At 38.6% G+C, this 16988-nt stretch carries 13 protein-coding genes; all 13 read right to left on the reverse strand.

What is annotated here, in order from left to right:
• Positions 1-19: 19 nt before the first annotated feature.
• Entirely contained in the window at positions 20-574 is a 555-nt protein-coding gene (locus E0W68_RS01845; protein ID WP_135217700.1) for a DUF420 domain-containing protein, read from the reverse strand.
• The gene (locus E0W68_RS01850; RefSeq protein WP_135217701.1) at positions 574-1200 is read right to left on the reverse strand and encodes an SCO family protein; all 627 of its coding nucleotides are present in this window, start codon (positions 1198-1200) and stop codon (positions 574-576) included. Before E0W68_RS01850 ends, E0W68_RS01845 begins: the two co-directional genes overlap by 1 nt.
• A gap of 6 nt (positions 1201-1206) precedes the next feature.
• Positions 1207-1857, reverse strand: a complete 651-nt coding sequence (locus tag E0W68_RS01855) for a hypothetical protein (RefSeq protein ID WP_135217702.1) — start codon at positions 1855-1857, stop codon at positions 1207-1209.
• A 75-nt stretch (positions 1858-1932) separates the two neighbouring features.
• Positions 1933-2283 carry a cytochrome C oxidase subunit IV family protein gene (locus E0W68_RS01860; protein ID WP_135217703.1) on the reverse strand — a complete coding sequence of 117 codons (351 nt, stop codon included), beginning with the start codon at positions 2281-2283 and terminating at the stop codon, positions 1933-1935.
• Positions 2284-2308: 25 nt separating this feature from the next.
• Positions 2309-3292: a cytochrome c oxidase subunit 3 gene (locus E0W68_RS01865; protein WP_135217704.1), complete on the reverse strand. Its 984-nt coding sequence runs from the start codon at positions 3290-3292 to the stop codon at positions 2309-2311.
• A gap of 45 nt (positions 3293-3337) precedes the next feature.
• On the reverse strand, positions 3338-3922 hold the full coding sequence (locus E0W68_RS01870; protein ID WP_135217705.1) for a cytochrome c oxidase subunit 3: 585 nt from the start codon (positions 3920-3922) through the stop codon (positions 3338-3340).
• Positions 3923-3925: 3 nt separating this feature from the next.
• Positions 3926-4828, reverse strand: a complete 903-nt coding sequence (gene cyoE / locus E0W68_RS01875; protein WP_192824551.1) for a heme o synthase — start codon at positions 4826-4828, stop codon at positions 3926-3928.
• A gap of 259 nt (positions 4829-5087) precedes the next feature.
• Positions 5088-5831: a deoxyribose-phosphate aldolase gene (gene deoC, locus E0W68_RS01880; RefSeq protein ID WP_135217707.1), complete on the reverse strand. Its 744-nt coding sequence runs from the start codon at positions 5829-5831 to the stop codon at positions 5088-5090.
• 49 nt (positions 5832-5880) lie between these two features.
• The gene (locus E0W68_RS01885; RefSeq protein WP_162845787.1) at positions 5881-6255 is read right to left on the reverse strand and encodes a VanZ family protein; all 375 of its coding nucleotides are present in this window, start codon (positions 6253-6255) and stop codon (positions 5881-5883) included.
• The gene (gene gcvH / locus E0W68_RS01890; protein ID WP_135217709.1) at positions 6248-6628 is read right to left on the reverse strand and encodes a glycine cleavage system protein GcvH; all 381 of its coding nucleotides are present in this window, start codon (positions 6626-6628) and stop codon (positions 6248-6250) included. The genes E0W68_RS01885 and gcvH overlap by 8 nt, the downstream gene beginning before the upstream one ends.
• Before the next feature lie 64 nt (positions 6629-6692).
• Complete coding sequence (sov, locus tag E0W68_RS01895) at positions 6693-13955, reverse strand: T9SS outer membrane translocon Sov/SprA (RefSeq protein WP_394346279.1); 7263 nt, start codon at positions 13953-13955, stop codon at positions 6693-6695.
• Between the two features lie 60 nt (positions 13956-14015).
• Positions 14016-14597 carry a Holliday junction branch migration protein RuvA gene (gene ruvA / locus E0W68_RS01900; RefSeq protein WP_135217710.1) on the reverse strand — a complete coding sequence of 194 codons (582 nt, stop codon included), beginning with the start codon at positions 14595-14597 and terminating at the stop codon, positions 14016-14018.
• A 52-nt stretch (positions 14598-14649) separates the two neighbouring features.
• Complete coding sequence (locus E0W68_RS01905) at positions 14650-16953, reverse strand: NADP-dependent malic enzyme (RefSeq protein WP_135217711.1); 2304 nt, start codon at positions 16951-16953, stop codon at positions 14650-14652.
• Positions 16954-16988 lie beyond the last annotated feature (35 nt).

A 16988-nucleotide genomic window follows, 5' to 3' on the forward strand; every position in this document is an offset into this window, starting at 1 on the left:
TCACTTTATTTACAGCTTATTAATGCGCATAGTAAGGCGATATCATTAAATATACTATTACTCCTGTAACAGCTACATACAACCACAAGGGGTAAGTAATACGGGCTATCTTTTTATGTCTTTCAAATGAGTTTGTAATGGCTCGAACATAGGTTATCAATACAAATGGTATGATTACTACTGAAAGCATTATATGAGTAATAAGGATAAAATAGTATATATATTCTACTGCACCCTCTCCACCAAACTTTGTAGGGTCAGAAGTCATGTGATACGCTACATACATGGCAAGAAAAGCCACCGATAGCCCAATAGCAAACTTCATCAGGTTTTCGTGCAGCTTTCGCTTTCCGCTCTTTACTGCCCAAACAGCCGTTACCAGTACTATTGCCGTAAGCCCGTTTATGGTAGCATATATAGGGGGTAAAAAAGATAATGGTTCTACATCATACCCAAAGTCTTTTAGTTTAAAACCAAACAATAATGCTACAACCAACGGTATAGCTACAGATAGTATTACTATCCATTTGTTATATTTACTTTCGGCATTGCCGCTTTGTACTGTATTTTCCATTATTCTTCCAATAGTTTTTTAATATCTTCTTTTATTGCCTTGATACCTTCCTCTTCAAGCCCGTCATAATATAAAATAGGATTCCCGTATTTATCTTTCCTGCAACGGATTTTGCCGTCTTTATCAATTAATGCAAATAAGCCTGAATGCTCAAAACCGCCTGCTACATTTTTATTTTCACCGGCATACAGGTTAAAACCTTTTTGGGCAAGATTAAAAATATAATCTTTATCACCTGTAAGAAAATGCCAGTTATAATGCTTTACTCCCAAATGTTTGGCATGCGCTTTTAAAACTTGAGGTGTGTCATATTCAGGATTTATGGTAACGGATGCTATACCAAACTCAGGATTGCCATAAAACTCATCCTGAAGTTTTAACATATTTTGGTTCATGATAGGGCAAATGGTGGGACAGGTAGAAAAAAAGAACTCTACCACATATACCTTACCCAAGTAGTCTTTATCCGTAATTTTTTTCTCATTCTGATCCGTGAGTTCAAAAGACGGAACAGGTACTATTTCTACCAAATCAGATTTCTCAAATTTTGCAACGATTTTTGGCACTGCCCATATACCGAATATGAGTATAATAAAGGATATGCCTATGTAAGATTTGTTTTTCATTGAAATTTAAATTTGCCTTTTATTATTCTTTTTCAAGGCAAGGCGGTATTCGGCAAGGATTATTTTTACATCGTCTGACATTTCATTATGCAAATCAGCAGCCGATATCGTGTTATATCCTTCCTTATACTCCTCTTCTCCTTTTTTATTCTTGCCTTTCCTGCCACGCAGGTTTAAGTCCTTATCAATAATAAAAACATTCGGGGTACCATGTTTCTCATCCAGTTGCCCTACAAGTTGTAAGCCACCATAGTATTCCTGTATTTCCTGCGGCGATGCAAAAACAAAATGCCACCCGGACACATCTGTTATACGCCCCAGTTCTTCCAGCAATTCTTTTGCTTGGTTTTCTGTACCTATGGGAGCAACCATTACCATCTGGAAATCGGTAAACTCTTTATTTTTATTATAAATTTTCTGGTTCAGGTTAAAGGCATTGCCTTTATTGTATAAAACTCCCTCTCCCGGAAAACCGAGTATGGTTATTTTATCTTTCAATTTTATCTTCTCTCCCGAAAGCGATCTCCATTCCGGAAGTTCTTTAATCGTAGGAGTTACAATAGGCAGTTTAGCAAAAGTATTAATTCCTGAAGCAAAAAATAGGTAGGCTACAATGGGGAGGGCGAACAAAACAAAAAGTACAATCGTCTTTTTCATATCATGGTCTTTACAGTAGTGCAAAATTAAAAAAAGGCGGTTTAAAAAACCGCCTTTTTTATAATAATCTGTCTCTTAGAAAAGCCATTTATAATGAGAATCGTGAAATACTTCAAAAACGTAATTACCTTCCATAAGTAAAATGAATACTAAATAGATAATTAAGAATACCAATGGTGCTACAATAGACCATCTTAAGCTTCCTTTTTCTCCTTCAAGGTGCATAAAAGCCCACATAATATAGTATGCTTTTACTATTGTAAGTATAATGAACAGCCAGTTTAACAGGTTAAGTTTAAACAATTCTGTTCTGTATAATGCATCTGGTTTAAGAATACCGAATATAACCTCCACTATAGTTATTACCGACAGTATTCCGAAAACCACCCATATTCTTTTTGTATTGGATTCGTGTGAATGTGCCATGCTTTATATCGCTTTATTATTTTTATTAAACTAAGTAGAAGAATGTAAATACAAATACCCACACTAAATCTACAAAGTGCCAGTATAAACCAACTTTCTCAACCATTTCATAACTCTTTCTTTTCTCATAAGTACCTAAAAGTACATTGAAGAAAATAAGTATATTAATCATTACACCCGAGAATACGTGGAAACCGTGAAAGCCTGTAATAAAGAAAAAGAAGTTGGCAAATAACTTGTGCCCGTATTCATTTCTTATAAGGTTTGCACCTCTTACCACTATTGCAGCATCTTCAAGCCTTTTTATAGACTCTTCTCGAGATAATATCGTTTTTTGTTTGTCTTTATTTAAAACTTCTGTTCTTACCAAAAGATTTGGATTTGCTTTGAAGCCTTCTATTACTTCTTCTACAGAATATTCTCCAAGAGTGGCACCTTCTTCAAACCAAATACCGTTGCTTCTTGTTTTTTGTACCCTTTCGGTTGGCAGGGTAGCTGCAAACTCATCAAGGCTTACTCTTTTATGTTCCGGCGAAGCATCAACAAATTGCAGTATTGCACCACCTTTAGTTTCTACAGCGCCATATTCACCTTTTATAAAATTTTTCCATTCCCAAGCCTGTGACCCAAGGAATATAAAACCACCCACAATAGTAAGCAGCATATATATGGCTACCTTAGTTTTTTTCATCTGGTGCCCTGCATCAACTGCAAGTACCATTGTTACCGACGAAAATATAAGGATAAACGTCATTAATGCAACATAATACATAGGTGCATCCACACCATGCAAAAATGGAAAGTGGGTAAATACCTCATCGGCTATAGGCCATGTTTCAAGAAATTTAAATCGGGAAAAACCGTATGATGCAAGAAATCCTGAAAAGGTAAGAGCATCTGATACGATAAAGAACCACATCATCAATTTGCCATAACTCGCTCCCATAGGCTCGTTTCCTCCGCCCCAGGTCTTGCCTGTAGTAGCTGTTGTAGTAACTGTAGCTGCCATATAATGTTAAGTGTTAAAAAGTTCTCAAATTTACATTTTTTTTTATTAATAGAAATAGAAAAATAAAAACAAGTAAACCCACAAAATATCGAGAAAATGCCAAAACATTGCACCTAACTCTATTCCAAGGGTTTGAGAGGAACTGTATTTTTGTTTAAAATGATTATAAATTACAATAAGTAATACAATAATTCCTGCAAAAAGGTGTGCTAAGTGTACCACCGCAACTATATATAAAAACGATGTGGTTATGGTGCTCTCTGCACCTGTAAAATAAAACCCAGCTTCTATAACCTGAGAAAAACCATAAAACTGAGCTACTACAAACCCTATGCCCAAGGCAAGTGTAATTAACAATAATGATGTAGTAAGCGTTCTGTTATCTCTTTTCATGGCATTTTTAGCCATATGAAACGTTATACTGCTAAGTACAATAATAGCGGTACTTATCATAAAAGCATCGGGTAATACAAAATCATTAAGCCAGTCAGGACGTGAGGTACTTACCACATAGGCACTGGTAAGCCCTGCAAACATCATAAACATGCTTATCATACCAAACCATAAAAGCATCTTGTACGATTTGGCTTTTCTTTCATTATGCTCTTGTAGTGACATTCCCATTTCCATAACTTATCGGATAAATTTATCTAAAACATATATTACCTGCAACAATGAGATGTATGACACGCTTACAAGCATCAGCTTGCGTGCCGCTTTGGCATCCATTTGTTTATATAACTTTACGGCATATACCAACATCCATACCCCTAAGGCTAACACAATGCCGGCTGAAACGTAACTGAGTTGCAGCTTGCCTGTAAAACCGGTAACGGGCAGTAATGAGGCTATAATAAGCCATATTGTGTAAAGTATTGTTTGTAAAGCGGTTTTTTTATCTTTTTTACCCGTAGGCAACATAAAGAAACCTGCTTTTTTATAATCGTCGAACAAAAACCAGCCAATAGCCCAAAAATGGGGAAACTGCCAAAAGAATTGTATTAAAAACAGCGTTCCTGCCTCGATACCAAAATCATTGGTAGCTGCTACCCAACCCAACATAAAGGGTATAGCTCCGGGAAATGCTCCTACAAATACTGAAAGCGGAGTTATCCTTTTTAAAGGGGTGTATATACTGGTATATAAAAATATGGATATAGCGCCAAACATAGCCGTTTTGGGGTTAATGCCATATAATATAGCTATACCTGTAACGGTTAAACCCGAACCGAGCAAAAAGGCACTACGCACCGATATTTTACCCGAAGGTAACGGACGGTTTTTTGTCCTGTCCATAAGAGCATCGAGTTCTTTCTCTATAATCTGATTAAAAACATTGGATGCTCCCACCATACAATATCCACCAATGGTGAGCAGTATAAGTGTTGCCCAACTGAAAGGATAAAGCTCAGAAAAGCCTAAAAGGTATCCTGCAACAGATGAAAACACAACACTAACAGCAAGTCTGGCTTTAGTTATTGCAACAAAATCTGCAAAAATTGATTTTAGAGAAACCTTATTTTCTGTAGCGTTCAACGTAACTTTCATGGGTATTAAAAACTGGCGCAAAGATACTTTAAAAAAAACATTTCATCAACACGAATAATCTTAAAATGAACTCTTCTCAAAATATAATAAAAATATCTTCATCAACACGCAACCATTTTAAAAGCCATGCATCTTGTATATGTGACACTTTTTTTAAGTCGTTATAAAAAGAAAATTTGGGAAAATTGCTATGAAAGAGAGAACCTTCTTCGTTTTATGCGGGAAGGTTCTTTTGATTTTAATAGTATCAGTAATCATTTTTTCCGCTACCGCCTGTTACAATTGCTTTGGCTGATGACGTACCTATTCTTTTTACTCCGAGCATTATCATTTGTACAGCTTCGTCATACGTTCTTATACCTCCCGCAGCCTTTACCGGAAGCGGAAACGAATTTTCCAGCATTAATATAATAGCAGGAAGCGTTGCGCCATTAGACATCCCATCGTCAGTAACATAAAAGCCGGTAGATGATTTAACAAATACTTTTTGATAATTTTCTTCTTCAAAATTGGCAAGCACTACGTTTTTTATAAGAACACTCAATTGTACTATCTGCTGCTTGTTAAGTGCCGCAACCTCTATTATCCATTTTACAACTTTTTCGCTCTCCATACCCAACCGGGTACACTCCAGCACCTGTTGCTTCACTTCAGCAACTCTGCCTTCTTTAAATGCGGTATAATTCACAACAAAGTCAAGCTCATCAGCACCATCATTAATAGCGGTTTGGGCTTCCTGTAATTTTTCTTGGATTGTGCCCCTGCCTTCAGGAAAATCGATAACAGTACCTACTCCAACTTTTGAGCCGGCAGCTATTATCATCTCCTTTGCCATCGCTACCATTTCAGGTCGTATCATAACCAGTTTAAAATTTTCTTGTATGGCTTCGGCTACAACAGCCTTAACCTCCTCAAGGTTTTTAAGCTCTGTAAGTCCTGCCTGTACCGCAGTTTTTAAATAGGTAGAATCAAGATATTGTTTTAATTCCATAATAGTTTTAAAAAAAAATACCCCCCGCTATAAACGGAGGGGTAGTATATTATTTTTTGCTTTTTTGTATCAACCACATTCCTATTGCAGCGGTTATACTGCCAAGGGTATTAAACACAATGTCCATAACATCGGCTTCCCTGCCTTGTGTAAATAAGCCTTGAGATATTTCTACAAAAGTACCATATATAAAGGCTAAAGATATTGAAATAAGCCTTGCATGCTTAGCGCTGACAGTACTCCTGAAATTTAGGTAAGCATACCACAACAGGGTAAATATAAAATAGAATACAAAATGCCCGTATTTATCCTTATTCGGGAGTTCCACATCATTAACACCCCCTAATTTTTCTATGCTAACCAAGCATAAAACTGTTACAAACAGTGTCCATGCTATAGCAGCCCAGAAATAAATACTACGCACCAATAAGCTCTTTATATTGTTCGTCGCTCAGTAGCGCTGCTACTTCATCAGGGTTACTAATTTTTACTTTCACCATCCAACCATTACCATAAGGGTCGCTGTTTACATTTTCAGGTGTAGTTTCAAGTTCTTCGTTAAATTCGATAATTTCACCACTCAATGGCAAGAAAAGGTCAGACACTGTTTTTACAGCTTCAACTGTACCAAAAACCTCATCTTTATCAAGTGTTTGGTCCAGTGTTTCCACCTCTACATATACAATATCTCCAAGCTCTTTCTGTGCAAAGTCAGTAATACCAACTATTGCAACATCGCCATCAATTTTAACCCACTCGTGGTCTTTAGTGTACTTTAATTCTGCAGGTATATTCATGTTTTTGTTTGTTTTTAGCAAATGTATGTTTTAATACTATAATTTTAAAATGATTTTCTTCAAATTAATTTCCGAAATTATACCTCAATGTAAATCCTGTACGAATGTTGGTTAACGGATATGAAGTAGATATAACAGGCTTGGAGAATGAGTGATCATAATAGAATATAGCTGTGAGGTTTTTACTGAACGAATAATCTGCCGTAAACTTAATCGACCATATATTTTGCCCGCCGCCAAGCTGGTTATTATCATAATCCAGGTAGCGTACTATAGTTTCGTTTTTCCTTAAAGAAAAATCAGCTTTCAGGTTGATATCACTCTTAATTGTATTAGTAGGATTATCTGCCAAAGCCGAATTGATAGTAACATCTTTTATACGATAACCTAACCCTACTATATATTCATTGCCTTTTACCTCTGTAAGCAGGTTGTTATCAAAACTCATATTAAGCGTCCTGTCTTTTCTTACCTCTGCCAGTATCTTAATGGAGTTCTTCATTTCAAAATCTATCCTTATCAGCGGGTTAAACTGCTCGGTAAGGTTAATGTTCGATATAATATATTCAGAGTAATAATTTCCGGCACCATCATTATCCTGCCCCGAGGGATTTTGATCATACTCAAAATTAGATTGATAGGCGTTAATATTATATGTAGCTTGGTAACCATGTTGCAATGAGAATCTCCTGAATCTGTCTTTAAAGAACTTATAGCGCATAAGCCCTGTATATTTCACTATCCAGTTAGGCAGTGGTGTATCTCGAAACGGGCTTGTTGAAACCTTACCTGCATCCTGACCGGAATATGCCGCAAGGAAAGACGGTAAAAGTACACGCTGACTATTTTTACCAAAACCTACAGGATAGCCTGCATTAGCATCGGCAAAATCTCCTGTTGGCGTACCGGCACCCCCATCGCCATATCTGGCAAAATCAGTAGTGCCGTAAAAACTTTCGGCAAGCCTGTTGGCAATTACCAATCTGTTTTCCCTCATTTGGTCAAATGCTTCGGAGCCATTTACATCACTTGTGCTGAACGCTGTTTTTATAAGTATTGTTGATATCTGGAAATTACCATAATTATAGGGCGATCTTCCGTTATATATCCCGTCAGTAACATCATACTGCTCGGAATAATTATCCGATTGCATTTTATCGGCTTTAAGGTCTATTTTTAAATCTGGAAATAAATCTACAGAAGCAGTTATGTTAAGCAATTCGGTTTTAACCTGAGTAAAGTTTTGGTTATATTCAGGGTAGTTTGTAAGGTAGCCGTTTCTTGCGGCTTCATACCTCACATCGGCATCCTGACTACCTAAAATAAAACCTATTGAAGGTTTTGATGTTCCCAGGAAACCAATATTTGGCAAATAACCCGGCAGCACCGTCCCGTTCGTTTCGGTATAATTTACCTGAATGTTTTTTACACTTGTTACCACACCTATCAATCCATCTACAAATACATTGCCTCCCTGCGCAGCTGCCTGGTTTGATGTGATTTTTTCTCCCGGTTTCGGTGGTCCTTTCGGGGCAGCATTTTGAGCAGGCTTTTTCTTAACTCCAAGTCCTATATACTTGTAGAAAGTATCCATATTGAAAGTAGCATTCAGCTTATGCGAGTTTGAGTTTTGTATGGTGTTACCCAAATAATAACTTACATTATTTTCATCTACAACATATGCAAGCGCATCCGACGAGCGCTGCCAGTTGTATGTACCGGTATAGCTGTATGTCGATTTTATGAATTGAAGTGCCGGTATTTTGTTTATCGGCAAATCATAGTTAAATACATACTGCTGAGTATGTGTATTGGCTTCGCCTGTATCCCAGAAATCTTGCCATACATTATACTCATTTATAGGTACACCATCTTCATCAAGATAATTTCGCACTATATTGCTGGTTGATACGGTATAATTAAATTTAAGCGCTTTGGTAATATTATAATTAAGTCCGTACTGATAATTAAAGAAATAGTTTCGCCTGTATAACGGGTTTATAGGAATACCCTCTACATCTACATTTCTGTACTGTTGCTTGCTGTACTCCCTTACAATATTAGAGCTAAACGATATGTTTGACGGGAGATAGTTAAAGTTAAAATCGCGAAGCAGTTTCCAGTATTCGCTCTTTTTCATAAAGCCCGTGTTTTTAAGTGGCTCTATGGGTTTGTTAGTAAACGAATAGGTATAATCTGCACCAACCCTTACATTTTGCTGAAGCAAGTTTTCTATCTCATAATCATGGTGGTTTAATTGATTATAAGAGTAAGCCAATGTAACATTTTCAGGGTCATAAATATGTTTTTTCTGCTCGGGCGAACGCTCTTTTTTAACCCCTATAAAGTTAATACTCTTACGCTTGGTATAATCTATAGCTCTGGTACGCAGATTTTCTTTCTCATCTTCATCTTCCGTTTCATCTATAAGCTGATCGAGCCTCACATCCTGATAAAACGGATCGTACTCGGGCGTAATAATTTCTTCACCTACACTATAATTAAACGGAATATTAATAAGCCATTTGTTAGGGAGCAGTTTGCCAAGGTTAACATTGGTTACTACATCATACTGTTTGGAGTCTTCCCTGCTTCTTTCATTAGGGCTTTGCTCTACACTGCCAAAGCCTATAGTACTGATGCGCCCTGTTGCCGATATTGTTGCAAAATCTGCAAAGTTAGCATCCATATTACCCACAGCAGCCATACCGCCTTTATTATCCATATCCGAAAGGCGCAACTCGTTAAACCATACCTCTCCTCTAATGTTTTTTGCTCCGATTTCGCCCGGTTGATAACCGTTTTTAACTCCAAGCATTAATGTTCTTATATACCCAAAGTTAGGGTTACCCTTTATACCGATACGTATTCTGTTCTCTTCATCTGCTCCCGGACTGATATCATTAAGGTTTACATATACTATTCCAAACTCATCAGGTTCAGGAGCTACATTATTAAGTACATCTATTTTCAGGCTGGTAAGCGCATCAAGCGGCAGGAGTATATCATTTTCTTCAGGCCATACCTGTTCTGCCGTTCTTTCGTTTTGTCCTGTTACTTTCAGCCTGATCTCTACCTGATAAAAGTTATCTACAAAGTCATTACCAAATCGAAGAAAAGCTTTCATCTCATCATCTAACAGCGGACTGGTATCAGTAGGTAATGCTTCTGCATGCAAAAACATTCGCAGTTTTTTGTACTGACGCATATCCACATTTACATTTTTAAATACCGCACGCGAATCATCAGGTTCAAGCCCGCCGTCAGAAGCCCCGTCAGCCGAATATACTCGCAGAGATAATGACTGCTCATTTTGATTTATAATTGCGTTGTTGTTATACAATTGCTCTCTTTGTACGCCCGGTGGCGATACATAGGGAATGGGAGAACGGTCTCCGTTTTCCTGTATATTAAGTGCTACAACATCAAAACCGGTATTGTCAAGATCATTTTGGTCATTCGGCTCCTGAGGGTCTAATGTATTAGTATATCTTCTCCACTCTCCCCGAACAAGGTCTAAAGCACCAAAACGTAGTGTAATATCACGCTTAAAACCGGTAACAAACATTCTCATAAAACGAATGGAACGCACACTGCTTATACCTCCTACCTCTTCGCGAAGCGGACCATCAATAGGTACTTTGTACAATATCCATCTACCACTCGCGCTATCTCCGTTCGGCAGTTCCACATTGGTAAAAGGTCTTTCATCTACCACATAACCCTGACCAATAACGGCATTAGGCCCAATGGGTATTTGGTACCTGTAGTAGGCATCAATGGTATTCATGGTATTATCCCTGTTTATGTCTTCCGTATCAGGCAGGGTAGTATTACCCCTGTTGTTATCGCCTACATCTACAGGTGAGTTACCATCAACACCATTATAATTTTTATATCGGTTAAGTACGTCACCGTCAGCCCCCAAATAGAATTGATAGTTATCGGCAGAGGGGTCGGCAGGGTCAAAGCCCGGAAACTTAGCGGCTTCTTCCTCATCGGTAAGTCCGTCAAAACCCACATCCTGCACCGAACGGTTTCCTGTATTGGTGTCAAAAGCATATATTAACGATTGCGATACGGGCACATCTCCCCACACACTGCTAAACACAGGTTGGTTACCTGTGGCATCGGGCAAACCGTTTTCATACTGTTTTCTGTTATCTCTTAATATATCTTCTGAAATCTCACCAAGGTCAATTTCCAGCGTTCCCGTATTGTCTGGGTCTGCAGTACCCGGATTTCCGTCATAAGGATCTAATAGCCAAAATTGGATATACTCTACATTGGTTTGCTCAAAATTGGTAGAGTTTATAGAGCGCATTATACCTGCCCAGTTGGTTTCGGCTTCTGCCTCTGTAAAGGTATTGGTAGCCTGTGCCAGCGGGTTATAGTTATAAGGTCCGCGTTCCTGCGGATAGTATGTAAGGTCTAAAGTATTTACCACTGTGCTTTGCCCCACCACAACATCGGTATCAGGATAGAGTTCATCATAATAAACACGTCTTGTTCTGTTGGAAGAAAGGTCATTAGGACTAACTCCGTTCGGACGTTGATTACTGTAAAAAATAGGGTCTATACTATACCATGCAAGTTTTGCCCTTTTATAACCATACTCAAGGTCGTTAGTAGGCACAATATCATCTTGAAATAATGTAACAGGCGCACTGGAGAGTGTCCAGCCCTGAGAAGAACGCATATCGATATTGGTTTGAGAACCCTCAAAATCATCTACATAAGTAGTTGCTTCTCCGTTAAACTGGTCAGCCTTTGATGCTCCCGGTTTTAAAACGGCAACTTCTCCTCTGACAGATAGGTTAGATGGTACATCTGTATCTACATTGGGGAGTTTGTTTACTAATCGGGTAAAGAAGGGCACTTCTGTAGAATAGGCTGTATTTAACCCGAAAATGGTATTGTTTACGGATTCCTGCCCGTAATTCGTTTTTTGGGTAAATGGTCTTTCCGACATATTGATTAATGTACCACCCACTAAAAAATTCTCTGAAAATTTATGCTCGATATTAAATCCTGCAAAACGTCTTGTTTGTTGCCCGAAAGTTGAATTATTTTCTACCGAAACTTCTATAGGAGTGTTAGATGCCTGCAACGAAGGGTCAAGTATCTGCACCCTGCCCAACTGATAGTTTACGGTATAATCTACCCCTTCTACCAGTGTGCGTCCGCCGGCGGTTACCACAACAGAGCCCTGCGGAACGTTGAATGCGCCAAGCGATATACCATCGCCTCCTGTAGATTTAAAACGTCCTTTTAACTGAAATTTATTTTTTTGGCTATCTTGTAATGCATCAGCCTGTGTACTCTTGTACATGCTGCGATATACATATCGTTTTTGGTTTGCATTAAAGGTGTTTTCTTCTTCATCGTCTTGATAATCCTGTGAAGGGTCAGTAGTAAGTTTATCAAAAAGGTACTCACCGAAAGGCTCGGCAGTAGTAAATATTATTCGTCCGTATTGGGAGTCTACGGTAAGCCCCGGCACAAAATCAAAAAAACCATCGCCTCCTACCTGCGGATCATTAGTATAATTTAATCTATCTACATTAAACACGCGCAAAAGCGGTGTGTCGGCTACATCCTCCGGCAATGGCACGGCGGGGTTTCCAGGTGTAGCGGGTGCGGGTGTTATATAGTTTAACGGAGAGGGATCGGTATATAAGATATTAAATCTGAAATCTTCCTGCGATAGTTGATAGGCTCCGGGTATCTGATAAATGTTTTTCATCATAATATCCCAAACCGGCTCGTTTACATTAACCAAGTTACTTTTAAGCATTTTCAATATCAAACTTTGCGTTGCCACAGTTGCCTGTGTATCGGCATTTTCGCCTACTACAGTGGCATCAACCCCGTCTGTACCAAATTCACCCACTTGGTACACCTCGCTTCCTATGGTATATTGGTAAGCAACAGCTAATACTTCGTCGTTATTTAATCTTTGGTTAAGCGACACATATCCTAACTGCGGATGGTAGGTATATTCGCTTGGAGATAACTTTCGGGCGTTTTCCAGTTTGGAATAGTCTCTTCCTTCATTGGCATCAAGACCGTTGGTAAAACTTGCGTTGGATACTGTAACTATTTCCCTGATACTGGATGCAAGCCAACCGCCACCCGATGTTATTACTTCGGGGTTTAATTTGTTGTTTGCATTATCCGGAGGGCTATTGGGTTGTACATTAAAGAATCCTGAACCTGCAAAATTGGAAAAACCTACTGCTTCTTCGGTATAATCTTCTCCTGTATTACCATTAACAGTAAATTTTGTTAGCTGTGCTTCTCCTAAATCCTGAATGGCTATAATATTCCTTGAGTTATTTTCGGTGGCATTTATTCTGTTTTGCCTGTTAGTTACCCATACCTCAATACGCGTTATTTGCACCCTGCTGCTTATAAGGGGATAACTCCTCATAGCATAGTCATACTGGTTTCTGAAATATTGTGAAAGGAAAAAGTGCCTGTCGGCATCATAATCAAGGGCAAAAAGTTCAAAGTCCTGTATTGTACCGCCGCCTTCGGCAGTTACAGTTTTGGTTTGCGATTTTTGCTCGGAGAATATTCCCGTAAAGGTTGTCTTACCAAATTGAAGCTGCATCTTTACACCAAAAAGGCTCTGCGCACCTCTTATCAATGAGTTTGATAGCGGAAAGCTAACATTACCGACTTCTATTTTTTGAATAATATCATCCTCCGTAGGGGTATATTCCAGTTTAATTAAATTCTGGAAAGCAAAGGTAGATTCGGTATCATAATTGGCTGTTACGGCAAGTCTTGTACCTACTTTACCCTGAAGACTCATACTGATACGCTGGTCGAAATCAAATGTAAACGTTCGTCTGTTTCTTGGTGATAAGGAAGGATTATCCTGCTTAGTAAAACGCACGCCGAGATCCATTTCTACCGACCCTTGTGGTTTTATATCAATAGTATTACCTCCAAAGATTGTTTCAAAAAAGCTGGAATTAACGTAATAACGCGGTAAAAGGTTTTTCTTTTCTTCGTCGGTTCCTTTGCCGTCTATGGCATTGGATTTTTCCTGATAATATTCGCGCATTGCTTCTCTAAGCACCAACTCATCGTACTGCTCTGGAGTAAGTATAATGGGATAGGTTATATTAAAACCATCAAATGTACTGGTATATATATAACGATTGGTTACAGGATCGTAGGTATATGCATCTACAATACTTCTCGGATTATCAATTTCTACCTTACCGGTATTATAGCCTTTTATAGTATCTCGCGCCGCTTCTTCCTCTTCTTCAGTTATCTGTGCCTGCAATGTGACTCCAAAAAACATAAACATTGCATAAAGCGTAAATCTTAAGTTATTATAAAATTCTTTAGAGTATTCTGTTTTCAAGGATTATAAATTTTTTAATGCTTGTTTTATAATTGTCTCTACATTAGCATCAGGAGTTTCTTTAACAATCCTCTCCACCGCTTTCTCTGCTAATTTTTTGTTAAAGCCCAACACTTCTAAGGCAGATAACGCTTCATCTTTATTTGTATTGTAACCTGCAACAGAAACTTCCTCTAAATCGTATAGTTTTAACACTTTATCTTTTAAATCAAGTATTACACGCTGTGCTGTTTTTGTGCCTATACCTTTTATAGACTGAATAGTAACCACATCACCCGACCCGATAGCGTTTATAATTTGTTTTGGGTCTAACGAAGAAAGCATTGTTCTGGCTGTGCTTGCCCCTACGCCCGATACTGAAAGTAAAAGTTTAAAAAGCTCACGTTCCGCTTTTTCCACAAAACCAAAAAGTGTATGTGCATCTTCTTTAACCTGAAGAAAAGTAAACAGTTTTATATTTTCTGAATCAGGTAACATGGAAAATGTATGTAATGATATATTTACCTGATAACCTACCCCGTTACATTCTATTATCACTTCTGTAGGCAGTTTTTCTACCAGCCTTCCCTGAAGATGTGCTATCATATCTATTTTTTAAACTTTTCCAAAAATACTAAAATTCTTTAATCCTGTGCTATTATCTTGGTTTAGTTAATTTAAGGCGTTTTTCTTTTTCCTGAGCGTCCACAACCGCTACTGCCGCCATGTTTACCATCTCTTCAACACTCGCTCCTAATTGAAATATATGTACCGGTTTATCCATACCCAACATAATAGGTCCTATCGATACTACTTTGTCAAGTTCTTTCAACAGCTTGTATGTTATATTTGCTGCTTCAAGGTTAGGAAATATAAGTGTATTTACTTTTTTGCCTGCCAGTTTTGAGAATGGGAATTTATCTTTAAGCATTTCGGGGTTCAAAGCAAAATCTGCCTGTACCTCGCCATCCACAACCAAATCAGGATGATTTTTATGTAAAAATGCCACTGCTTCCCGCACCTTATTAGCACTTTTATCTGATGACGAACCAAAGTTGGAGAAAGACACCATTGCCAATACCGGCTCCATACCAAACATTCTTACGGTACGTGCTGTCATTAAGGCTATCTTGGCAAGGTCATCGGCAGTAGGTTCGGGGTTGATAGCGGTATCCGAAAGGAATATCGGACCACGTTTCGTCATCATCATATTGGTCGTAGCTATTCGTGTTACTCCCGGGGCTTTGCCTATAAGTTGCATAATTGGCTTTACTACCGACGGATAACTTCTTGAATATCCCGTAACCAAAGCATCGGCTTCGCCTTCGTTAACCATCATTGCTGCAAAATAGTTACGCTCACGCATCCACTTCTGAGCATCCAGCAGGGTTAATCCTCTGCGTTGTCTTGATCGCCAAAAGACATCGCTATAACGCTCACGCCTTTCTTTCTCATCATCTGTTTTGGGGTCTATAATAGTAATTCCGCAATCAGCAGCGTCAAAGTCAATTTCTTTCATCAACTCTTCTATAATCTCTTTGTTACCCAACAGTATAGGTTTACCTATTTGCTCTTCATATACTATTTGTGCTGCCTTAAGTACGTCCAGATGATCGGCTTCAGCAAAAACAATGCGCTTAGGGTCGGTCTTTGCCCTGTTGGTAAGCAAGCGTATCATTTTATTATCATTACCCAATCGCTCTAAAAGTTCCTCGATGTATTTATCCCAGTCGGTTATCGGGTTTTGTGCCACGCCACTATCCATGGCTGCCTTTGCTACAGCAGGCGGTACAACGGTAATAAGTCTCGGATCGAATGGTTTTGGTATGATATAATCTCTCCCAAAATTCAGTTTCGTTTCGCCATAGGCAATATTTACCTGCTCCGGCACATGGGCTTTGGCAAGTTCTGCAAGTGCTACCACAGCAGCCATTTTCATGGCTTCGTTAATTTTAGAAGCTCTTACATCGAGTGCTCCGCGAAATATATACGGAAATCCGAGTACATTATTTACCTGGTTAGGATGGTCAGACCTGCCCGTAGCCATAATAATATCATCGCGGGTAGCTATTGCAAGGTTATAATCTATTTCGGGAATAGGGTTTGCCATGGCAAACACTATAGGGTCGTTATTCATACTCAGGAGCATATCGGGAGTAAGTATATTACCTACTGAAAGACCGAGAAATACATCTGCGCCTTTTATCGCTTCTTCAAGCAATAGTGATTTGCTTTCTTTAGCATATTTTTGTTGTAATACAGAAAGGTCGGTACGGCTTTTTATCAGCATACCGTCTTTATCAAACATTACTATATTTTCGAGTTTTACACCCAATAGCAGGTATAAATTGGCACATGCCATTGCTGCCGATCCGGCACCGGAGACTACTACCTTTACTTCTTCTATTTTTTTATGGGCAAGTTCTACTGCGTTTAGCAATGCTGCCGAAGATATGATTGCTGTGCCGTGCTGGTCGTCATGCATTACAGGAATGTTAAGCTCTTCAACCAGTCTTCTTTCTATCTCAAAAGATTCGGGAGCTTTAATGTCCTCAAGGTTAATACCTCCAAATGTGGGTGCTATATTTTTTACGGTTTCTACAAACTTGTCAATGTCTTTGGTATCTACTTCTATATCAAAAACATCAATATCTGCAAATATTTTAAAAAGCAATCCTTTCCCTTCCATTACGGGTTTTGATGCTTCGGGACCAATATCGCCAAGCCCCAACACTGCTGTACCATTAGAGATTACTGCAACAAGGTTACCTTTTGCGGTATATTTATAAACGTTATTTACATCTTTGGCAATTTCCAAACAAGGTTCGGCAACACCCGGAGAGTAGGCAAGAGAGAGATCGCGCTGTGTAGCATATTTTTTGGTAGGTACTACCTGTATTTTCCCGGGTTGCGGTTTAGCATGATACAACAATGCTTCCCTGCGTTTACTATAGTGGTTCATGATTGTATTTTTTACTCGACTTACAAAGGTAACCT

Origin of the sequence: Flavobacterium salilacus subsp. salilacus (assembly GCF_004634195.1) — a bacterium.
Lineage (GTDB): Bacteria > Bacteroidota > Bacteroidia > Flavobacteriales > Flavobacteriaceae > Flavobacterium > Flavobacterium salilacus.

Coding starts and splice junctions, on each gene's coding strand:
- deoC (WP_135217707.1), bottom strand. CDS start 5,831: ATGGAATTAAAACAATATCTTGATTCTACCTATTTAAAAACTGCGGTA.
- sov (WP_394346279.1), bottom strand. CDS start 13,955: ATGTTTATGTTTTTTGGAGTCACATTGCAGGCACAGATAACTGAAGAA.
- ruvA (WP_135217710.1), bottom strand. CDS start 14,597: ATGATAGCACATCTTCAGGGAAGGCTGGTAGAAAAACTGCCTACAGAA.
- E0W68_RS01870 (WP_135217705.1), bottom strand. CDS start 3,922: ATGGAAATGGGAATGTCACTACAAGAGCATAATGAAAGAAAAGCCAAA.
- E0W68_RS01845 (WP_135217700.1), bottom strand. CDS start 574: ATGGAAAATACAGTACAAAGCGGCAATGCCGAAAGTAAATATAACAAA.
- E0W68_RS01860 (WP_135217703.1), bottom strand. CDS start 2,283: ATGGCACATTCACACGAATCCAATACAAAAAGAATATGGGTGGTTTTC.
- E0W68_RS01865 (WP_135217704.1), bottom strand. CDS start 3,292: ATGGCAGCTACAGTTACTACAACAGCTACTACAGGCAAGACCTGGGGC.
- E0W68_RS01850 (WP_135217701.1), bottom strand. CDS start 1,200: ATGAAAAACAAATCTTACATAGGCATATCCTTTATTATACTCATATTC.
- E0W68_RS01905 (WP_135217711.1), bottom strand. CDS start 16,953: ATGAACCACTATAGTAAACGCAGGGAAGCATTGTTGTATCATGCTAAA.
- E0W68_RS01855 (WP_135217702.1), bottom strand. CDS start 1,857: ATGAAAAAGACGATTGTACTTTTTGTTTTGTTCGCCCTCCCCATTGTA.
- gcvH (WP_135217709.1), bottom strand. CDS start 6,628: ATGAATATACCTGCAGAATTAAAGTACACTAAAGACCACGAGTGGGTT.